The sequence below is a fragment of the Nitrosomonas sp. genome (assembly GCA_031316255.1).
Taxonomy (GTDB): Bacteria; Pseudomonadota; Gammaproteobacteria; order Burkholderiales; family Nitrosomonadaceae; genus Nitrosomonas.
Map to the genome: position 1 here is coordinate 2887076 of JALDQW010000001.1, position 20145 is coordinate 2907220.

The window sequence follows — 20145 nt, forward strand, 5'->3', positions numbered from 1 at the left end:
TCTAATCAGAATTATTGTTTTCAGATTCGTTTTTTGGTTCAATCGCCCGGTTATGATGCGCTTGACCTTCATATGCCATGCGCAACAAGGAAAGTGGGTGCTTTTTCTGTGCGGTATTTTCGCTTCCCATTCCTTGTTCAATATGACGCGCGGCAATGGCGCAGTCGGAGCTGATATAGTCAGGTTTATTCGCGGCCATTTGCCGGAAAACGGGGCGTCCTATTTTCATTGAATCGGCAAAATATTCGCTTTTGACGCCCCAGGTGCCGTCATGTCCGGAGCAGCGTTCCACGACATTGATTTCGGTATCCGGAATCAACTGCAAAACATCGCGTGTTTTTTTTCCGATATTCTGCACACGCTGATGACAAGGGATATGATAGGCCACCTTTCCCAGCGAAGTTTTGAAATCCGTTTTCAATAATTGATCCTGATTTCTCAATATAAAATACTCAAATGGATCAAACATGGCTGCTGCGACAGCGTGTACAGCCTCATCATCGGGAAACAGCAGCGGTAACTCCTGTTTGAACATCAATGTGCAGGAGGGCACGGCAGAGAGAATGGCAAACCCGTCTTGGGCCAGTTTCAATAAATGAGGAATATTTTTATTTTTGAGTTGTTCAATCGTATCCAGGTCTCCGAGTTCCAGCTTGGGCATGCCACAGCAAACTTCTTTTTCAACAAGCAGTGTGGGTATTTCATTATGTTCGAGAATTCTGAGTAAATCATGACCGATGCCGGGCTCGTTATAATTGATGTAGCAGGTGGAATAGATCGCAACTTTACCCGGGGTGCGTTCGCCGTCTCTGACCATGAATGTCATATTGGTTCTGGCGCTGGTGCGAAATTTATTTGCAGCGTAGTCGGGTAGTTTTCTCTCTGCGTGAATGCCGAGCGAACTGTCCATTAGCTTACGCGCAATAGTGTTTTTATTCAAGGTATTAACACTCTGGGCAATGACCGGAATCGTTGCAATTTTGCCGACAAGATCCGTGTTCGATAGTAGTTTGTCCCTAAAATTTGCACCTTTGTTTTTATACTTCACGGCCTTGGCGCGCAGCATTAAATGCGGAAAATCGATATTCCATTCATGCGGCGGTACATAAGGGCATTTGGTCATGAAACACATATCGCATAAGAAACAGCGTTCGACAACTTCCCAGAATTTGTTTTTCTCCACACCGTCCAGTTCCCCGGTGGCGCCTTCGTCAATCAGATCGAAAAGACGTGGAAATGCGGTGCACAGATTGACGCAACGCCGGCACCCATGACAAACGTCGAAAACGCGCTCCATTTCATTTGTCAGACTGGCTTCATTGTAGAAATCGATGTTTTTCCAGTCTATCGGATTACGCTTGGGTGCTTCAAGACTGCCTTCGCGTGTGGCCATAGCATTTTTGATGTAACAAAAAAATGAAGCGTGTTAACGGAATGGGGCGGGAATGGGACGCAATCAAGTTATCTTGAAAGGTTCCACATTCCCATTTTCTATTTTTAACACAGGTTGGTCTGCTTGTCAGCAGATTTGACCCTTGACAATCTAGTCGGTCAGGCTGTCAAGCGCACGTTGAAAGCGGTTTGCATGAGAACGTTCGGCTTTGGCCAGGGTTTCAAACCAGTCGGCGATTTCGTCAAAACCTTCATCGCGTGCTGTTTTTGCCATGCCAGGGTACATATCGGTATATTCGTGTGTTTCACCGGCGATTGCTGTTTTCAGATTGTCGCGAGATGAACCAAAAGCCAGACCGGTGGCCGGATCGCCACAAGATTCCAGATATTCAAGATGTCCATGCGCATGTCCGGTTTCGCCCTCGGCGGTTGAACGGAACACAGCCGCGACATCATTTTGACCCTCAACATCTGCTTTAGACGCAAAATACAAATAACGGCGATTGGCTTGAGATTCGCCAGCAAAAGCTGCTTTCAGATTATTTTCGGTTTTTGATCCTTTAAGTTCCATTGTTTTATCTCCTTTGTTACGCGACGTGATATGTAAAAAATACGAGTTAATAATTATTATTATGAAAATTATGCACCATTCTGGTGCAAAGGCCAGCTAAATTATAAATGATTAGATAACTTTATGTTATTCCCTAACAGCTTTGTCTGTTGAATGGTAAAACAGGCAGGGTGCAAAGCTGATCCGTGAAGCGAGACTATCTAAGCCCTGTGTGCTTGTCAAGTGAGTCTATTCAACTCTGGTTAAATGGTGGTGCTTACGATTAACCAGGCTTGCCGTCAATCCGGGGCCGCCAGTAAATCGGTATATAGTGTGCCGCCCATAAAATGAAACAAGATAACCAGACCAGTCCGGCGAGCAGATAAAGTATCGGTGTGAATTGGCCAAAAACTGGAATGATATCGGGTAATATTCTCAGTATGACAGCGGCTTGAAAGCCGATAAATAACTGCCAGGTGTATCGATCCAATACCAAGGGCTGACCGGAGTGACCAATGGTCACCCGCGAAGCCATGCCGAGCACCATGCTGGCAAAATAACCGATGGCCAGAGCGTGTAACGGCGCCATGCCGAATATCCATGTGTTTTCTTCAGTCTGCATGAATACAAGGCTTTGCAATCCGTACAACAACATTGAAAAACTGAACCACGCAAAGGAAACATGCAAGACGGCCAGCAGACTGACCTGAAAGCTGCGCAGGAATCCCCATCGAAGGGATAAGTACAGCGCACATAAAGCCAGCGTCAAGTCTGCAATCCATAGATATTTTGGGTAACCTACCAATTGCAATAAACCATGCGCAACAGTACAGGCCAGCATGATCCATAGCATCCAGTAGGGTCGGACAACGACATAGTTTTCCAGTACCCGACTGGAGAAAAAAGGAATCATGCGGTGTGAAACAGCCAGTAAAATGGGCGTTAGAAAAAACCAGATGCCCGCATGACGTGAAAAATCCAAAAGAAAATGGGTGTCCGTTAACAGCCAAAGTAAATACGCGGTAATGCCGAGGCATCCCATAAACAGAGCCGAACTGGTTACACTGGCATGGCGCCGGTCCTGGCCTTTCGCCTGAAGAAGAATATCCAGCAACGCTTTAAAGGCATTAGCAAAACCTGCCAGCATTGCGATTACGCCGAGAACGGTAAGCCATTTTCCATATGCCAGACCGGTATAAAACAATGCAACGCCAGCAGCCATTAACAGACAGGTTGTCATATAAACGCGGGGCGTGATTTTTTTTTCATTCATCCAGTTTGGATAGGTGGTAAACAGAAAACCGAAAATAAAGAATGGAAAAAAACCGTAAATCATTAAAAAAGCATGTGCCCAGGTCGGTGCGATACTCCAAATCTGTAAAGTGCCAAATATGGCATACCGTCCAGCCAGATCATAAACCCACCAGACTAATGTAAAAATACCTTGAAGCGCACCCGCTAGAAAAAGACTGCGATGCGGTGCTGCTGAAATATGACGCCAGAAACTTAAATTAGTGAACATTCAGAGTCCCTTGTTCTTGTATTTGATATAATCCAATTATTTCTTTATGTTGTTCTGCGACCAGCATGCCGTTTTATCCTGGCTTGTTTAAACTGTTATGATGCTGCGTTCCTTTTTCTTGTTACAAAACCAATTAATTCTACATGCTCAATATTGACCTGCATTGCCATTCCACTGTTTCTGATGGTGTTTTGACCCCTGCGCAACTGGTTGAACGCGCATTCCAACGGGGTGTAAAACTACTGGCGTTAACGGATCATGATGATGTTGCCGGACTGGAAGAAGCGCGTTCGGCCGCGTTTGAGAAAAATATCACATTTATCAATGGCGTGGAAATTTCTGTCAGTTGGCGAGGACGCACCATACATGTGCTTGGCCTGAATGTCGACCCAAGTTACCCGCCACTTGTTGAAGGTCTTGCCGCAATCAGGGCAGGGCGGACTCAACGTGCACGGAATATCGCGGCTGCTCTGGAAAAAGTCGGGGTTGAGGGCAGTCTTGAAGGGGCATATACTTTTGTGGGTGCGCGTGGTTTGATTGGCCGTACCCATTTTGCCCGGTTTTTAATTGAAAAAGGCTATGCCAAGGATATGAAATCGGTTTTCAAAAATTATCTGGTTAAAGGAAAGCCAGGGTATGCACACCATGAATGGGCGGCATTAAGTGAAACAATTGACTGGATAATCGCGAGCGGCGGCAGGGCTGTTATTGCACATCCGGCAAGGTATAATTTGGGAAAAAATGTATTAAATGACTTGCTCGATGAATTTTGCGCATTAGGCGGCAGCGCGCTTGAGGTGATCAGTGCCAGTCATACAGCACAACAGACAGAGATTTTTGCCGGACACGCGAAGAATAATAATTTGTTGGTTTCCTGCGGCTCGGATTTTCATGGACCCAATGAAAGTTACTATGATTTAGGTCGATTGCCCGAATTGCCGGCGGGGTGTGTTCCGGTGTGGCATGATTGGAATGTGCCCCCAAATATTTAACACGCTGTGAAGCCTGCCAACGTATTTGCAGTCATTAAAGAATCATTTGAAATAATGGAATAAAAGGCACCATGGCTCAATTTTTTTCGATTCATACAGAAAATCCGCATTCACGTCTAATCAAGCAGGCCGTTAATATTGTACGGAAAGGGGGGGTTATTGTTTATCCTACCGATTCGAGTTATGCGTTGGGTTGCCAGATTGGCGATAAGGATGCAATGTCAAGAATACGTACGATACGTCAGGTGGATGAAAAACATCACTTTACGCTTGTTTGTCGGAATCTTGCGGAAATTTCACTATATGCCAAAGTGGACAATGCTCAATACCGGTTACTGAAAGCAACGACGCCGGGCAGTTATACCTTTATATTGGAGGCGAGCCGTGAGGTTCCGCGCCGTCTGCAACATCCCAAGCGTTATACGATTGGTTTGCGTGTCCCGGATCATCCTGTGGCTCTGGCATTGTTGGAGGAGATGGATGAGCCTTTGTTGAGCTCGACCTTGATTCTACCGGGAGATGAACTCCCCATGACTGATGCCGAGGAAATCCGGGACCGGCTGGAACATCAGGTCGATCTGGTGATGGATGCAGGTTCGTGCGGCCTGGAAATGACCTCAGTGATCGATCTGACTGATGACGTGCCTTTGCTTGTCAGGAAAGGCAAAGGCGATCTTGATCCTTTCGGAATTGAAAATGGATATTGACAGTATTATCCAGGGAATAACAATCTATGCATTACCGGTTATTTTTGCCATTACCTTACACGAAGCTGCGCATGGTTATGTGGCCAAGTATTTTGGCGATTTTACCGCTTTTAATCAAGGACGTATCAGTCTTAATCCGACAAAACATATCGATCCTGTCGGTACCATTCTAGTGCCAGCGTCACTGTTCATTATCAGTAAAATCACAATGGGCGCGGGTTTTCTTTTTGGCTGGGCCAAACCGGTGCCGGTTAATTTTGCTAACCTTCGCCACCCTAAACAGGATATGCTGTGGGTTGCCGCCGCAGGCCCGGGCGCCAACCTGGTTATGGCTTTCTTTTGGGCGCTGGTAATAAAGCTCGCCATGGTCATGCCCATCAATGATTTAACCAAGCCCATGATATTGATGGGTATTGCCGGTATCGAGATTAACGTTATTTTGATGGTGTTGAATTTGTTGCCATTGCCGCCGCTGGATGGAGGTCGTATGGCGGTGAGTCTTTTGCCGCACAGGATTGCTTATCACTTTGCCAAAATTGAACCGTATGGGTTTATGATTTTGCTGGTGCTGCTAATCAGCGGTGTGTTGGGCGTCATTGTCTGGCCGCTGATAACTTTTATGAAATTAATGATTGTTTCTTTTTTCGGATTATACGTCTGATTGTTTCCTGTCATAAAAAGTAGCCAATTTTTAGAATGAACAGAATAACTTGTAACGTTGTATATTAGGACATAAAACATGTTTGCTGATCGCGTTTTATCGGGGATGCGCCCTACGGGTAATTTACATTTGGGACATTATCATGGTGTGTTAAAAAACTGGGTTGAACTACAGCAGCAGTATGAATGCCTTTTTTTTGTCGCTGACTGGCATGCGCTGACGACGCATTATGATTCACCGGAAATTATTGAGAAAAATGTCTGGGACATGGTGATTGATTGGCTTGCTGCCGGTGTTGATCCATCAAAAGCAATTTTGTTTATACAGTCCAAGGTGCCTGCGCATGCGGAATTATATCTGTTATTGTCGATGATGACGCCACTGGGCTGGCTCGAACGCGTCCCGACTTATAAGGATCAGCAGGAAAAACTGATGGAAAAAGACCTCAGTACCCATGGTTTCTTGGGTTATCCATTGCTGCAAAGCGCTGATATTTTGATTTATCGCGCAAACCGGGTGCCGGTCGGTGAAGACCAGGCGCCGCATATCGAATTTACGCGTGAGATTTGCAGGCGTTTTAATCATATTTACGGCAAGGAGCCCGGTTTTGAAGAAAAAGCCGAAGTCGCCATTAAAAAGCTGGGTTCAAAAAAATCAAGATTATATAGTGAACTGCGCAATCGTTATCAGGAACAGGGTGACGACAGCGCTTTGGCGGAAGCCAAGTCACTACTCGAAGGACAGCAAAATCTCAGTATGGGTGACAAAGAACGGTTATTCGGCTATCTCGAAGGCGGCGGAAAAATGATCTTGTGTGAGCCGGAAACACTGCTGACAAAGGCTTCGCGTATGCCCGGGCTGGACGGTCAGAAAATGTCGAAGTCCTATAACAATACCATTAGTCTTCGTGAAGAATCGGAAAGTGTGCGCAAGAAAATTCGCACCATGCCGACCGACCCGGCGCGTGTCCGGCGTACCGACCCGGGCAATCCGGCAGTGTGCCCGGTATGGCAGTTTCATCTGGTTTATTCCGACGATGAGACCTGTAAATGGGTTCAGCACGGCTGCACAACTGCAGAAATCGGCTGTCTTGACTGCAAATCCCCTGTTATAGAAAAGGTGCTGGCTGCGCAGGAACCGATGCATGATCGGGCAAGAATGTATGAGGAAGATCCGGTGCTGGTACGCAATATTATTGCCGACGGTTGCGAAAAGGCAAATCAGCTTGCCGAAGAAACAATGCGCGATGTTCGTGCAGCCATTGGACTGGATTATTCCTGATATGCCGGATAAGTCAGACGGAAATTAAATGAAGCGATGACAACAGTGGAATCTGCTGTTAATCAATCCGCCATGAAACCGGTGGCAAAAATCTGCGGCGAACCGTTAATGGAAATCCCGCAGGATTTATATATCCCGCCCGATGCATTGGAAGTGTTTCTGGATACGTTCCAGGGTCCCCTCGATCTGCTGCTTTATCTGATACGCAAGCATAACCTCGATATTCTGGATATTCCGATGACGCAACTGACCCAGCAATATATGGCCTATGTTGAAATGATGGAAGTGGAACAATTCGAATTGGCCGCCGAGTATCTGCTGATGACTGCCTTGCTGATCGAGATCAAATCACGCATGTTGTTGCCCGCGCCGGTCTCAGAGGCTGAGGAAGAGAGAGATCCGAGAGCGGAGCTGGTGCGGCGGTTACTCAAGTATGAACAAATCAAACGGGCGGCCATGCAATTAAACGAGTTACCGCAAATTGACCGTGATTTTGCGCGTGTACAAATTTGGATGGATCAGCACATGCCCGAACAATTGCCTGATGTGTCTGTCGATGAGCTTCGTCAGGTTTGGCTTGAGTTGCTGGCCAGGGCCAAGATTAACCGGCACCATCAGGTCAATCGCGAGAAGCTTTCGGTGCGTGCCTATATGAGTCAGATTCTAAGGAATTTGCATCAACGCGGACAAGTTGCTTTTTATGACTTGTTCAGTCCGGTCGCGGCAGTGTCCGAAGTCATTGTCACTTTCCTCGCAATACTGGAACTTGCCAAAGAGATGTTGGTAGAAATCATACAACTGGAAGTATTGGGAGTCATTTATGTCCGTGCGGTCGATACTGCTTGATCAACCCGATTCAGCTGATAACAACGTTGAAGAGGCAACATTCGGCGCTGAAGCACCCGAAAAAATAAAGCAGGTACTTGAAACGGCGTTGCTCACTACACAAGAGCCGTTGTCAGTCAATGCACTGAAAAAATTATTTGATAATCAAATCAATGCAAAACAGTTGTCTGGATTGCTTGAAGAATTACAGCAGAGCTGGACTGACAGGGGCGTAGAACTTGTCCAGGTTGCAGGCGGCTGGCGTTTTCAGGCCAAAATTGAAATGCAACCTTACCTGAACCGCCTGGATGCCCCCAAAACGCCACGGTATTCCCGCGCAGTTCTGGAAACGCTCGCAATTATCGCCTATCATCAACCGGTTACACGTGGTGATATTGAAGAAATACGTGGAATTGCTGTGTCTTCGTCGATTCTTAAGACACTGACCATGCGCGGCTGGATTGACCAGGTCGGCCATCGTAATGTACCGGGTAGACCGGCATTGTTTGCTACAACACAACATTTTCTGAATGACCTCGGTTTGCGCGCACTGGACGAACTGCCGCCACTGGAAGAACTGGATTCATTACTGGAAACGGACGCAAAAACAGGTGCGCTGCCTTTGCCCGATGATGAAGCCGAGCCGGAATCAACAATGCACGATAATGAATCGGACTGAACTGGATCGCCTCGCCCGAGGCCGCTGAGCGCAAAAGCGGGGTGCAGTAACCAATAGGCATTGCATCGATGGGTGTGGCTTTATGGTGCAATGCGCTTTGCTGATTGACACCCTACGGCACCCTACATGACGCGACGGTGTGCGCGAAGCAACAGGTGAAGGTGCGATACAGTTTGGTTTGATATTGTGTGAGTGATGCACTTATAATCCCACATATATGATTATGAGGATTAAGCAATGGGGCACCCATTAGCCGTCCTGAGTCAATAGTCCGAACGAAATACTCGCCTTACGGCGATACATTAATCCTCAATAACACCATTACAAAACAGTTTTGCTGAAAATTTCGCGCCTGTTGCTTCATATTTTTGGTGATGCAAATCGCACCAGTCACCCATCTGGATCAAGTGAGAACAGAATCCTGTTTCACCCTGGCAGCAACGCTGCCCCGGAAGCATCTCAGTGCCGTCTTGTATCCAATTGTTTGTTCAAGTCTGTGGCTACCAATAGGTGCCAACCCTTTCTGGCTTACAATCCGGGCGATTCACTTCAGTCAAACTGTCAGCAATGGCGGATGGCGCGGCGTCCAATCAGGTCCGGTGGCTCGATATCCAACCCCTATGCTGGCTTAACCGGCCATCGCCAAATCTATACTATACAAAACAGCGTTCTACAGAGAATACTTCTCCTGTTCTTAACATGTGATAACAGGCGCGCGCCAGTTTATGCGCAACTGCTTTGATGGCAACAATACCGTTGCGTTTGGCTTTTTTGCGCTGGTAAAACTTTCTTGCCGGTTCGCAATAACGTACTGCAAAGTTGGCCGCTTCAACATACGCCCACGCCAGATAGCGGTTGCCATTTTTAGTGTTACCACTGCCTTTTTTCTTACCGTTGGACAGGTGTGCGCTGCCGACACAACGGCAGTAAGAAACATAGTTACCAGCATCTGCAAACCGCTCGATCTCTCCAGTCTCAAGTAATATGACTGTCGCCAGCACATCGCCAATACCTGCGGTGCTTTTGAGTAACCGAAAAGCGGGATCGGTTCGGCAATAACTTTCCAATACAGCTTCAACACGGCCAATCTGGTCTTGTAGTGCATGCATGACGGCCAGATTGGTTTGCAATCCGAGTATTTCGGTTGAGCCAAGATTCAATTGTTCTAAATCGGACTCAGTCAGTTGTTTGATCGTGTTGCTGTTGGCGCGCGCCCCGGTATAACGCTGCATCGCCGATTCGATTGTAATAATCTGCGCACTGCGTTGCTGTACCAGTTGCATGCGCTTTCGCGCCAGATCGCGCATCGCACGCTTGTCTTTGGGCATGATGTAGCCTTCCGGCAACAAGCCCAGCCGCAACAAATGTGCCAAGTGCCTGGCATCCGATTCATCGCCGCGATGTTTCATCCCGTCATATTGCTTGACCGCCACGGTGTTGACCAGATGCACTGAATAATCCCGCTCCTGCAAACCATCAATCAGCCAGTACCAGTTGAAAGTTGACTCAACTGCAATGCCGGATATTTCGTCCCGATAAGGCGACATAGCCTCAAGAATTTCAACCATATTGTTGCCATGCCGTTTGCTGTACACAACCCGGTCGTCTTCATCAATTATTACTATAAAACTGTTGTTTGAATGTAGGTCTATGCCGCAAAATAACATCTCGTCCTCCGTCGATAAAGTTGGTTCGTACCTTAACTTTATCCTTTCCAGCTACCGCTGGGGCGGGGGACGGCTAGATGATTATCAGGTAACGATTTATCTGGAAAAAGAAATCGAAGAAAAAATGATTGCGGCGGCCAAGGCTGCGAATTTATCCAAAAGCAAATGGATAGCGCGCATCATTGAAGAAAGAGTTGCCAATGAATGGCCGGAGTCGATTGCCGAACTGGCCGGTGCTTGGCAGGATTTTCCGGCGATTGAAGAAATTCGTGCCGGTTCAGGAGAAGACAGCAAGCGTGTCGATTTATAGTTTAAGTCAACGAAGCAGTTGTCCATGTAGGTACTCGACACTAATACGCTGATCTGCTTTTTCAAGGGAATGGGACGCGTATCGCAAAACCTGATGGCAAAATCGCCAAGAGAGATTGCCATTCCGGCGATTGTGCTGTTCGAACTCGAATATGGCATTCTGAAATCGACATCGCCAGAAAAGCGCATTGAGCAATTAAATGCATTGAGCGCTTTGGTCACATTACTGCCATTTTCATCGTATGAAGCCAAAACGGCTGCAGCTATCCGGTTTAAACTGGAACGAACGGGTCAACTCATAGGCCTCTACGATATCCTCATCGCCGCGATCGCGTTGCAGCATAACGCAATATTAGTGACCAACAATACGCGCGAATTTTCCCGAATCGAAACCTTGAAAATCGAAGATTGGTACTAATGATTCATGCCCACGATCAACATCCGCAAACACACCGTATTTCCCGAAGAATTCCCTGAAGCCTGGGCATCCGGCTGGGGTGAGGATGAATACGGGCTATGGATGGCGTTCACCTATAAAGGCGTGCGGCAGGCATTCCGTTGGTGCGAGCCGGGGACGTTTTTGATGGGATCGCCGGAGGATGAACCTGAGCGAGATGATGATGAATTGCAACATGAAGTGACACTGACCAAGGGATTCTGGATCGCAGATACGCCGGTGACGCAGGCGTTATGGCAAGTGGTCATGGGTGATAATCCCAGTGAATTTAAAGGTGAAGAGCGACCGGTAGAAAATATCAGTTGGGAAGACGCAACGAAATTTATTGACACAATGAACAGCCTGAAAGCGGAATTGAAATTGTGCCTGCCGACCGAGGCACAATGGGAATATGCCTGCCGTGCCGGAACGACGACGCCATTTAGCTGGGGTGATCAAATCGATTCGACATTGGTTAATTTTGATGGAGACAATCCCTATAACGATGGTAGCAAAAGCGAATACCGGGGACACACTGTCGACGTGAAAGCATTGCCATGTAATGACTGGGGGCTGTATCAGATGCATGGTAATGTATGGGAATGGTGTCAGGACAGGTATAGCGATTACCCGTCAGGTCCGGTAACCGATCCACGAGGTTCGAATACCGGGGTCCTGCGCGTGTTGCGCGGCGGCTCGTGGATCGGCTACGGCGGGCGCTGCCGTTCTGCCGACCGTGATCTCGATGATCCGTCTCTTCGCTACGACAACGGCGGCTTTCGTCTTGCCCGAGGTCATTGAGCTCAAGCCAGTCAGGTCAGTCAGGGCAGGCCAGCAGCCGGTTGACCGCAGCGCGACGGAGTGCGCGAAGGCTCAGGCGGGGGATGGACTGCGTGTCGGGGAATGTTGGGTAGGGTGCAATAACCAACGGGCATTGCACCGATGGCAATGGTACACGGTGCAATGCGCTTCGCTTATTGGCACCCTACACAACTGGAATTTAGGGAAGTCAACAGGCGCTTGTAACGGTTTCGATTTAATTGTGTATTCAAGTGATCGTGCATTACAGCATTATTTTAGTTTCTTAATGTTGATTGTGTACTTGCTATGGAGTACATTTGTGCTTTGCTTTTAAAATAGATCAAAATGAGTCATAAAAACGACCGCGTACAGGTCAGAATTGAACCTGAACTCAAACAGGCCGCGGAAACCATATTTAGCCAACTGGGCATTACTTCGGGTGAAGCCATCCGTATGTTTTACGCTCAGGTCAAAATGCGTGGCGGTATTCCATTTGAGATTGTGATCCCGAACCAGGATACGCTGGATGCTATGGAAGAAGCTGAACAGTCGAATGATCTGGAAAAATTTGATTCTTTTAAGGATTTGCGTAAAAAACTGGGCGTATAAGCTTTGTTTTCCGTAGCTCCAACCCGTCGTTTCAAGCGCGACCTGAAACGTGTCCACCGCCAGAACAAAAATATCGACAAGCTGGAGATACTCATCAATCTTATTGCATCCCGTTCGTCTTTGCCGACAAAAAACAAAGATCACAGCCTGATCGGAAATTATGCGGGATACAGGGAATGCCATATCGAACCTGATTGGCTGTTGATTTATCGTATTGACGAAAACAGGAAATCCATTATCTTGGTACGCACCGGCAGTCATGCTGAATTGTTCCGCTAAATGAACGGTGCGCATTGTCACAAATAATCCATTACCATGTTTATCCGCAAACACACCGTTTTTCCCGAAGAATTCCCCGAGGCCTGGGCGTCCGACTGGGGTGAGGATGAATTCGGGTTGTGGATGGCGTTCACCTATAAAGGTGTGCGGCAGGCATTCCGCTGGTGCGAGCCGGGGACGTTTTTGATGGGATCGCCGGAGAATGAGTCCGAGCGGGAATCGTTTGGTTTGGATGAAACTCAACATGAAGTGACATTGACCAAGGGATTCTGGATTGCCGATACACCAGTGACACAAGCGTTATGGCAAGCGGTCATGGGTGAAAATCCAAGTCGGTTTAAAGGTGAGGAACTGCCCGCTGAAACTATCAGTTGGACGGATGCGTATGTCTTTATCGATAAAATGAATGGCTTGAAAGCGGAATTGAAACTCTGTCTGCCGACCGAAGCGCAATGGGAATACGGTTGCAGGGCAGGAACAACAACACCATTTAGCTGGGGTGAGCAAATCGATTCTACTCTGGTTAATTTTGATGGAACTGTTCCTTATAATAAAGGTAATTCTAGCGAATACCGAGAGCAAACTGTCGAAGTCAAAGCGCTGCCATGTAATGACTGGGGGCTGTATCAGATGCATGGTAATGTATGGGAATGGTGTCAGGACAGGTATGGCGATTACCCGTCAGGGCCGGTAACCGATCCACGAGGTTCGGATACCGGAGGCTGGCGCGTGTTGCGCGGCGGCTCGTGGTTCAACTACGGCAGGTACTGCCGTTCTGCCGACCGTCTTCGCGATGATCCGTCTTTTCGCTACGACAACCGCGGCTTTCGTCTTGCCCGAGGTCACTGAGCTCAAGCCGGTCAGGTCAGTCCGGGCAGGCCAGCAGCCGGTTGACCGCAGCGCGACGGAGCGCGCGAAGGCTCAGGCGGGGGATGGACTGCGTGGTGGAGGAAAGTTGTGTAGGGTGCAATAACCAGCGGGCATTGATCAACGGGCATTGCATCGATGGCAATGGGTACACGGTGCAATGCGCTTCGCTTATTGGCACTCTACAACACGCAGCAGTGTGCGCATTATTCGATATTTTGTACCTGCTCGCGCATTTGCTCGATCAAAACTTTCATCGCCATCGCTATTTTGGAAATTTCGATATCTGCGGATTTGGAGCCGACGGTATTGGCTTCACGGTTGAGTTCCTGCATGAGGAAATCAAGCCGTTTGCCGACTGCGCCGCCTGTGTTCAGGATGCGTTCGACTTCATCCAGATGGGTGTTCAGACGGGATAACTCTTCGTCGATGTCGATTTTTGCCGCAAAGAATGTGATTTCCTGACGGATGCGGTCGTCATCGAAATTGTCGAGCGCTTCCTGCAAGCGTGTTCTCAGTTTTTCTTCAAACGCGGCAATCAGGTTGGGTATGCGTGGCGATGTGATGCTGAGTTGTTGACGCATTTGCGCGGCACGTTCCAGCAAGACTGTTTTTAATTTTTCACCTTCACGCGCGCGTGCCGACTGGAATTCTTGCAGCGTTTGCTGTAAAAGCGTCATGATAGTTTCATGCAAACCGGCGATGGGTGCGTTGCTGCTGCCGAGTATGCCGGGCCAGTTGAGTATGTCGGCAACGGACAGGCTTTGTGCTTCGGACAGAATCGATTTGACGGATCGGTCAAGATCCTGAAGTTTTTGCAGTAGCGCGGTATTCAGTTGCTGCGGATTATCCGTACTTGCAAGCGGTGTGAAGCTGAGCCGACATTCGATTTTTCCGCGATTAAGTTGTTGCGTGATCTGTTCACGGATGACCGGTTCCAGCGGGCGGAAATCATCGGGCAGGCGCAACTGAATGTCCAGATAACGGTTGTTGACGGCGCGCAGTTCAAGATTCAGCGTGCCGTGCGGTGTTGTCTGCGTTCGGGTGGCATAGCCGGTCATACTGTGGATCATTACGGTGAGTGGCTCCTGTTAGCGATAATGTTTGTTAGTTGTATTTTTGTCGATGGTTTCAGCAAGCTGTTTTTACTGCGTTTGAAAGATCAGGCCGGCATGTTCGCGCATTTTATGAAACCGGATTGACGGCCAGTTTTCTTCCGCAACACTGATTTCGGCGCCATATGAAGCCAGAAAAGTCGGTGCATCAACGGCGTCGTAGGCGATGCGGTGTGCATTGGCCTCAATGAAACGTTGCAGTTCGCGGGCGTCATCCGCCGTTACCCAGCGCGCCAGTTGATATTTGGCCGGGGCAATTCGTGCAGCAACCGCATACTCGTTTTGAAGGCGGTGGGTGACGACTTCAAACTGGAGAATGCCGACCGCGCCCAATAACAATGTATTGCCAATATGCGGACGGAAAACCTGTATCGCACCTTCCTCGCCGAGTTGAGTGAGTCCCAGTTTCAATTGTTTGCTGCGCAGCGGATCGGCAATTTCAACGGTGCGGAAGATTTCCGGGGCGAAAAATGGCAGGCCGGTGAATTGCAATGATTCGCCTTCTGTCAATGTGTCGCCGAGTTGCAAGGTGCCATGATTGGGGATGCCGATAATATCGCCCGGGAAGGCTTCTTCCAGAATATCCCTGCGCTGCGATAGGAACGATACCACGGTGCTGGTACGGATGTCCTTGCCGCTGCGCGCAACTTTTAAATTCATGCCGCGTTTGAACTGACCTGAGCACACGCGTAAAAATGCAATTCGGTCCCGATGCGCCGGATTCATATTGGCCTGAATTTTAAAGACTACGCCACTGAATTTCTGTTCGTCGGGTAAGACTTCCCGCTGCATTGCCTTGCGGGGCTCGGGGTGGGGCGCCAGGTCAACCAGAGCATCCAGAACTTCGCGTACGCCAAAATTATTGATGGCCGAACCGAAAAACACAGGCGTTTGATGGCCGGCCAGAAATTCATCCTGATTAAAATCCGGTGTGGCGCCTTCTATGAGCTCGATTTCTTCTTGCGCATCGTTCAGGCTTGAGCCGAAGCGTTTCTGTACAGCAGGGTCGTCAAGTGCGGTAATAAATTCATCATCGTTATTGGCGCGGTCGGCGCCAGGTTTAAATACACGGATTCCTTTTTTGCGCAGATCAAAAACGCCTTGAAACTGACGGCCCATTCCGATTGGCCAAGTGAATGGTATGGCGTCCATGCCAAGCGTGCGTTCAATTTCATCTATCAGGTCGAGTGGAGGCTGTACTTCGCGATCCATTTTGTTGACAAAAGTGAGTATGGGCGTGTTGCGTGCACGACAGACATCCAATAAGCGCAATGTCTGCGCTTCAACGCCATTTGCGGCGTCAATAACCATGAGCGCTGCGTCAACAGCAGTCAGAACACGATAGGTATCTTCAGAGAAATCCTGGTGTCCGGGTGTGTCAAGCAGATTGATGACACAATCCCGATACTCCATTTGCATGACTGAACTGGCTACGGAAATTCCGCGCTGCTTTTCAATTTCCATCCAGTCGGATGTGGCATGCCGGCTAGCCTTGCGTGCCTTGACACTGCCAGCGATATGTATCGCGCCGGCATACATCAGCAATTTTTCTGTCAGTGTCGTTTTGCCGGCATCGGGGTGCGAAATAATTGCAAATGTGCGGCGGCGCGCGACTTCATGTTTAATGCTCATGATGGGATGAATGTTTCTCCTGTGAGTAAAGGTGACAATGAGTTATATGAGTCGGACTGATAGCGCTGAGTTCAGGATATGTCTGACGACAGACCGGCATGGCATGGGGGCAGCGCGGATGAAAGTGGCAACCGGCCGGTGGCGCAGCCGGCGATGGTAAATCACCTTTTAGCTGTATCATTACTTTATCAGCGGATTCCTTATCGATTCTCGGTACGGCGGATAATAACGCTTCCGTATAAGGGTGCTTCGGGTTTTCAATGACCTCTTCGATATGTCCGTATTCGACTATCCGGCCTAGATACATGACGGCAATTTCATCGGCCAGATACTCAACAACCGAGATGTTATGCGTAATGAATAAATAGGCCAGTCCAAGGTTGTTCTGCAGCGATTTCAGAAGATTGAGTATCTGGGCCTGAACGGATATGTCCAGAGCGCTTGTCGGCTCGTCGCAAATCAATAGCTTGGGATTAACCGCCAAGGCACGGGCAATTGCAATTCTCTGCCGCTGTCCGCCGGAAAACTCGTGGGGATAACGCCATTTGGTCTCACCAGGTAAACCAACCTGTTCCAACAGGGTGTCGACCGCTTTTTCCTGTATGGACGCATTGGATTGTGTCGACTGTTTGGTGGTTGACGGGAGTTCAACATTGAGTGCATTCATGCCTTCCAGGATAATGTCAATGATGCGCATCCTCGGATTCAAGGAGGAATAGGGGTCCTGAAAAACAAATTGAAGTTGCGCCCGTATCTGGCGTAATTGCTGCCGCTGCATATTCACCAGTTCATAACCGTTATAGCGCACGCTGCCGGCAGTTGGGGTGATTAATTGCAGAATACTCTTGCCGACTGTGGTTTTACCGCAACCCGATTCGCCGACCAGCGCTAGCGTTTTTCCGGCAGTTATTTTTAAGGATACGCCGTCAACAGCCATAACATGCCCGACTACGCGTTTGAGAAATCCTTTTCGAATAGGAAAATGGACTTTCAAATGATCGACCTGTAATAAGGTATCATTGGCCTGACTTTGTGGCGCTGCGGCAGTTGGCTTGGGTGTTATTTCGGGTAATGAACTGTTTTCAACGAATTCGGCAGATGTGTCGTAAAGATGACAACGGACCCGATGATTGTCTGCAATTTCGTGCCACTGCGGTATCGTATGATGACAACGTTCGATAGCGTAATTGCAGCGGTCTGCAAAGCGGCAACCCGTAAATTGACGCGATAGCGGGGGTACTGTGCCACTGATCACGGCCAGTTCCTGGTGACGTTTTTGTTTATCGGGAAGCGACGCAAACAGTTGTTGCGAATAAGGATGCGCAGGTTGCGCAAAAAAATGTTCACGTGAGGTATGTTCGATAATTTCTCCAGCGTACATGACTGCGACCTGTTGCGCCATTTCACTGACAACGCCGAGATCATGGGTAATCAGCAGAATCGCCATATGATTTTTTTGCTGGATTTCACGCATCAGATCCAGTACCTGTGCCTGTATAGTAACATCGAGTGCTGTCGTTGGTTCATCCGCAATCAATAATTCGGGTTGCCCCGCAAGCGCCATGGCGATCATTGCACGTTGCTTCATGCCGCCTGAGAACTGAAATGAATATTCATGCATACGCCGCTGTGCATCCGGTATGCCAACTTGGCACAGAAGTTCCAGGATACGGTTCTGCGCCGATTTGTTGTCCATTTTAAAGTGTTGTTTCAGTACCTCATCAATCTGCTCGGCGATTGTCATGACCGGATTCAGACTTAACATGGGTTCCTGGAAAATCATGCTGATCTGTTTGCCACGAATCCGGCGCATGCCAGTCTCGGGCAATTGGAGTATGTCATCGCCGCTCAGTTTGATCGAGCCTGATAGGATTTCTCCTGAATCCGGCAATAATCGCATGATCGACAACGCTGTCATGGACTTACCGCAACCTGATTCCCCCAATAAAGCATAGGTTTCGCCTTTGTTTATTTTGAGTGAGAGCCCATCGACTGCGCGCACCGGATTATTGCCGGTGTGCAAAATTGTTTTTAGATTATCGATCTCCAGTAAAGTAGTCATGACGGTTGAGTCGGTTTGTTTACTGAAGTATTGGAAACCGCGGTTATGGATGGCCTTGTGGTGGCCGGACTGTTGGCCGCCGTGCTTTCTTGTTTGTTGGGTGTCTTTGAACTGTTACTTCCTGGCGTGTTGGTTCTGATACGAGGATCCAGTGCCTTCTGAACGGCGTCGGCAAACAAATTTGCACTCAAAACCAAAGTGAGCATAAAGGCAAAGGCTGACAATAATGCCCACCACACCATGGGTTCCCGCGCCATTTCCAGCCGGGCGGCGTTGATCATGGTGCCAAAACTGATCATTGAAGGATCGACACCCACACCGACATAAGACAACACTGCCTCGGCGAGTACCAGGCCGCTGAAATCCATTACCGTTGCGATGAGAACAATATACATGACATTGGGCAGGATATGGCGGGTGATTATGCGCCAGTGTGAAACGCCAAATGCATGTGCGGCCTGAATATATTCCATTTCCCTTAACTTAAGCGTTTCGCCACGTAACAATCGGCAAAGACTGGTCCAGCTGGTAATACCGAGAATGACGCACAAAAATAACAAACGGATGTCTGCGCGCGCCGCGATTGTTTCGAAAAGCTCCGGATGCGTTTCAATGTATACCTGCATCATGAGCACGGTTGCGGCAATGAGCAAAACGCTGGGGATTGAATTCAATGTGGTATAGATATACTGAATAACATCGTCAATCCAGCCCCGGAAATATCCCGCTGTTATGCCCAGCAACAATGCAAACGGTAACATAATGAGTGTAGTCAATGTGCCGATGACAAGCGCTATACGTATGCTTTTGAGCGACTGATAGAGTACATCCTGTCCGACTTTATCCGTACCTAACACATGATAATGAACTGCAAGCATGGATATGACGCCGATCAGTATTGAAAGTATTGCCAGAGTAATCAATATGGCGTACCAGGGAATTTCAATACTTCGCTGCCAAACGGCCTCGATACACTGTTTAAAACGACTATTGGAACGGTGCGCCATTAGAAGGCAGAGCGCAGCATGCAATAGGCACCATACGAATATTCCAAGACCGATACCGATGGTGATCCGCCAGACTATATCCGGGATATGTTCGGTTTCAGGGTTTTGCAGGTGAGAGCCACCATATTCCAGTCTTGAAAAAGTGCGTACCTGACTGCCATCCGGCATCTCTATGGTTTCTTTGGCATAGAGATGTGTTGCCAAAGGCGCGGAATAGGTTTTTTCAACATTTGTTCTCAGGGGCGTGACCAGTACATCCAGTACGCTCAAAACTTCAACACTGTACACTGTCTCGCCCTGTAGATTCTTGTGATCCAGCGCAGGCCTGAAATGCAGCGTATCCAAAAGACCGATGATAATAAACACAAGCAATACAGTAAAAGCAGACATGCCACTCGCACTATGACCCACTCTTTGCCAGGGCGTCAATAAATGAGGATTGTTGCGCACATACCAAATCATCATGCAAATGATAAAAACCAACAAAAATACCAGTGCGTCAGTCCATAAAATAACAGGTTTAAACGGCATATCAGTTTTTAATGCAAAGCAGAATCAGCAGTTGGTAAATAAGTTGGTAAGTAAGTCGGTAAATAAGCGCGGTTCATGCTTATATCATCATTGTATCTGTGGTTCTTGAATTATGTTGTGTTTTTTATAATGTCGCAGTAGTTATAGCCCTATGTGTCTCATAGTGAGGATTACACATGTAGTGGCCTATTTTATCCTAAAGTTCTATTTGCTTCAGTCGT

20 protein-coding genes are annotated in these 20145 nt (G+C 48.2%); 12 read left to right on the forward strand and 8 right to left on the reverse strand.

Going from position 1 to position 20145, the window contains the following annotated elements; translation table 11 throughout:
* Position 1 precedes the first annotated feature (1 nt).
* The 3 genes from MRK00_12860 to MRK00_12870 all read right to left on the reverse strand — a co-directional run bounded on the left by MRK00_12860 (position 2) and on the right by MRK00_12870 (position 3464).
* A complete protein-coding gene (locus MRK00_12860) occupies positions 2 to 1393 on the reverse strand; it encodes a Fe-S oxidoreductase (GenBank protein ID MDR4518262.1) in 1392 nt (463 codons plus the stop codon).
* 150 nt (positions 1394 to 1543) lie between these two features.
* The gene (locus tag MRK00_12865; GenBank protein ID MDR4518263.1) at positions 1544 to 1963 is read right to left on the reverse strand and encodes a rubrerythrin family protein; all 420 of its coding nucleotides are present in this window, start codon (positions 1961 to 1963) and stop codon (positions 1544 to 1546) included.
* A gap of 262 nt (positions 1964 to 2225) precedes the next feature.
* Positions 2226 to 3464, reverse strand: coding sequence for an NnrS family protein (locus MRK00_12870; GenBank protein MDR4518264.1), 1239 nt, complete (start codon positions 3462 to 3464; stop codon positions 2226 to 2228).
* Between the two features lie 143 nt (positions 3465 to 3607).
* On the opposite strand from MRK00_12870, the gene MRK00_12875 reads away from it, so the two are divergent.
* The 6 genes from MRK00_12875 to scpB all read left to right on the forward strand — a co-directional run bounded on the left by MRK00_12875 (position 3608) and on the right by scpB (position 8609).
* Positions 3608 to 4456, forward strand: a complete 849-nt coding sequence (locus MRK00_12875; protein ID MDR4518265.1) for a PHP domain-containing protein — start codon at positions 3608 to 3610, stop codon at positions 4454 to 4456.
* A 71-nt stretch (positions 4457 to 4527) separates the two neighbouring features.
* Positions 4528 to 5163: a threonylcarbamoyl-AMP synthase gene (locus MRK00_12880; GenBank protein ID MDR4518266.1), complete on the forward strand. Its 636-nt coding sequence runs from the start codon at positions 4528 to 4530 to the stop codon at positions 5161 to 5163.
* Positions 5159 to 5824 (forward strand): site-2 protease family protein, encoded by a 666-nt coding sequence (locus tag MRK00_12885; protein ID MDR4518267.1) that lies wholly within the window; start codon positions 5159 to 5161, stop codon positions 5822 to 5824. The genes MRK00_12880 and MRK00_12885 overlap by 5 nt, the downstream gene beginning before the upstream one ends.
* Positions 5825 to 5902: 78 nt before the next feature.
* Entirely contained in the window at positions 5903 to 7105 is a 1203-nt protein-coding gene (locus MRK00_12890; GenBank protein MDR4518268.1) for a tryptophan--tRNA ligase, read from the forward strand.
* 36 nt (positions 7106 to 7141) lie between these two features.
* On the forward strand, positions 7142 to 7951 hold the full coding sequence (locus tag MRK00_12895; GenBank protein ID MDR4518269.1) for a segregation/condensation protein A: 810 nt from the start codon (positions 7142 to 7144) through the stop codon (positions 7949 to 7951).
* Entirely contained in the window at positions 7926 to 8609 is a 684-nt protein-coding gene (gene scpB / locus MRK00_12900; protein ID MDR4518270.1) for an SMC-Scp complex subunit ScpB, read from the forward strand. Before MRK00_12895 ends, scpB begins: the two co-directional genes overlap by 26 nt.
* Before the next feature lie 653 nt (positions 8610 to 9262).
* On the opposite strand, the gene MRK00_12905 is transcribed toward scpB, so the two are convergent.
* Positions 9263 to 10276 (reverse strand): IS110 family transposase, encoded by a 1014-nt coding sequence (locus MRK00_12905; GenBank protein ID MDR4518271.1) that lies wholly within the window; start codon positions 10274 to 10276, stop codon positions 9263 to 9265.
* On the opposite strand from MRK00_12905, the gene MRK00_12910 reads away from it, so the two are divergent.
* The 6 genes from MRK00_12910 (at position 10260) to MRK00_12935 (ending at position 13559) form a co-directional block, all read left to right on the forward strand.
* Positions 10260 to 10586, forward strand: coding sequence for a hypothetical protein (locus tag MRK00_12910; GenBank protein ID MDR4518272.1), 327 nt, complete (start codon positions 10260 to 10262; stop codon positions 10584 to 10586). The genes MRK00_12905 and MRK00_12910 overlap by 17 nt on opposite strands.
* Before the next feature lie 93 nt (positions 10587 to 10679).
* Positions 10680 to 11003, forward strand: a complete 324-nt coding sequence (locus MRK00_12915; protein ID MDR4518273.1) for a PIN domain-containing protein — start codon at positions 10680 to 10682, stop codon at positions 11001 to 11003.
* Positions 11004 to 11009: 6 nt separating this feature from the next.
* Positions 11010 to 11822 (forward strand): formylglycine-generating enzyme family protein, encoded by an 813-nt coding sequence (locus tag MRK00_12920; GenBank protein MDR4518274.1) that lies wholly within the window; start codon positions 11010 to 11012, stop codon positions 11820 to 11822.
* A 345-nt stretch (positions 11823 to 12167) separates the two neighbouring features.
* Positions 12168 to 12431 carry a type II toxin-antitoxin system RelB/DinJ family antitoxin gene (locus MRK00_12925; GenBank protein MDR4518275.1) on the forward strand — a complete coding sequence of 88 codons (264 nt, stop codon included), beginning with the start codon at positions 12168 to 12170 and terminating at the stop codon, positions 12429 to 12431.
* 3 nt (positions 12432 to 12434) lie between these two features.
* On the forward strand, positions 12435 to 12710 hold the full coding sequence (locus MRK00_12930; protein ID MDR4518276.1) for a type II toxin-antitoxin system YafQ family toxin: 276 nt from the start codon (positions 12435 to 12437) through the stop codon (positions 12708 to 12710).
* A gap of 36 nt (positions 12711 to 12746) precedes the next feature.
* Positions 12747 to 13559 (forward strand): formylglycine-generating enzyme family protein, encoded by an 813-nt coding sequence (locus tag MRK00_12935; GenBank protein MDR4518277.1) that lies wholly within the window; start codon positions 12747 to 12749, stop codon positions 13557 to 13559.
* A gap of 224 nt (positions 13560 to 13783) precedes the next feature.
* On the opposite strand, the gene MRK00_12940 is transcribed toward MRK00_12935, so the two are convergent.
* The 4 genes from MRK00_12940 to MRK00_12955 form a co-directional block, all read right to left on the reverse strand.
* Positions 13784 to 14650, reverse strand: coding sequence for a YicC family protein (locus MRK00_12940; GenBank protein ID MDR4518278.1), 867 nt, complete (start codon positions 14648 to 14650; stop codon positions 13784 to 13786).
* A gap of 72 nt (positions 14651 to 14722) precedes the next feature.
* On the reverse strand, positions 14723 to 16324 hold the full coding sequence (locus tag MRK00_12945) for a peptide chain release factor 3 (GenBank protein MDR4518279.1): 1602 nt from the start codon (positions 16322 to 16324) through the stop codon (positions 14723 to 14725).
* Positions 16314 to 18386, reverse strand: a complete 2073-nt coding sequence (locus tag MRK00_12950) for an ABC transporter ATP-binding protein (protein ID MDR4518280.1) — start codon at positions 18384 to 18386, stop codon at positions 16314 to 16316. Before MRK00_12950 ends, MRK00_12945 begins: the two co-directional genes overlap by 11 nt.
* Entirely contained in the window at positions 18383 to 19924 is a 1542-nt protein-coding gene (locus MRK00_12955; GenBank protein ID MDR4518281.1) for an ABC transporter permease, read from the reverse strand. Before MRK00_12955 ends, MRK00_12950 begins: the two co-directional genes overlap by 4 nt.
* Positions 19925 to 20145 lie beyond the last annotated feature (221 nt).

Bases quoted from the DNA above. Each gene is read 5' to 3' on its own strand.
- MRK00_12925 (MDR4518275.1), top strand. From the start codon at position 12,168: ATGAGTCATAAAAACGACCGCGTACAGGTCAGAATTGAACCTGAACTC.
- MRK00_12895 (MDR4518269.1), top strand. From the start codon at position 7,142: ATGACAACAGTGGAATCTGCTGTTAATCAATCCGCCATGAAACCGGTG.
- MRK00_12920 (MDR4518274.1), top strand. From the start codon at position 11,010: ATGCCCACGATCAACATCCGCAAACACACCGTATTTCCCGAAGAATTC.
- MRK00_12945 (MDR4518279.1), bottom strand. From the start codon at position 16,324: ATGAGCATTAAACATGAAGTCGCGCGCCGCCGCACATTTGCAATTATT.
- MRK00_12875 (MDR4518265.1), top strand. From the start codon at position 3,608: ATGCTCAATATTGACCTGCATTGCCATTCCACTGTTTCTGATGGTGTT.
- MRK00_12880 (MDR4518266.1), top strand. From the start codon at position 4,528: ATGGCTCAATTTTTTTCGATTCATACAGAAAATCCGCATTCACGTCTA.
- MRK00_12955 (MDR4518281.1), bottom strand. From the start codon at position 19,924: ATGCCGTTTAAACCTGTTATTTTATGGACTGACGCACTGGTATTTTTG.
- MRK00_12950 (MDR4518280.1), bottom strand. From the start codon at position 18,386: ATGACTACTTTACTGGAGATCGATAATCTAAAAACAATTTTGCACACC.
- MRK00_12860 (MDR4518262.1), bottom strand. From the start codon at position 1,393: ATGGCCACACGCGAAGGCAGTCTTGAAGCACCCAAGCGTAATCCGATA.
- MRK00_12935 (MDR4518277.1), top strand. From the start codon at position 12,747: ATGTTTATCCGCAAACACACCGTTTTTCCCGAAGAATTCCCCGAGGCC.
- MRK00_12915 (MDR4518273.1), top strand. From the start codon at position 10,680: ATGGCAAAATCGCCAAGAGAGATTGCCATTCCGGCGATTGTGCTGTTC.
- MRK00_12865 (MDR4518263.1), bottom strand. From the start codon at position 1,963: ATGGAACTTAAAGGATCAAAAACCGAAAATAATCTGAAAGCAGCTTTT.
- MRK00_12940 (MDR4518278.1), bottom strand. From the start codon at position 14,650: ATGATCCACAGTATGACCGGCTATGCCACCCGAACGCAGACAACACCG.
- scpB (MDR4518270.1), top strand. From the start codon at position 7,926: ATGTCCGTGCGGTCGATACTGCTTGATCAACCCGATTCAGCTGATAAC.
- MRK00_12905 (MDR4518271.1), bottom strand. From the start codon at position 10,276: ATGTTATTTTGCGGCATAGACCTACATTCAAACAACAGTTTTATAGTA.
- MRK00_12910 (MDR4518272.1), top strand. From the start codon at position 10,260: ATGCCGCAAAATAACATCTCGTCCTCCGTCGATAAAGTTGGTTCGTAC.
- MRK00_12890 (MDR4518268.1), top strand. From the start codon at position 5,903: ATGTTTGCTGATCGCGTTTTATCGGGGATGCGCCCTACGGGTAATTTA.
- MRK00_12870 (MDR4518264.1), bottom strand. From the start codon at position 3,464: ATGTTCACTAATTTAAGTTTCTGGCGTCATATTTCAGCAGCACCGCAT.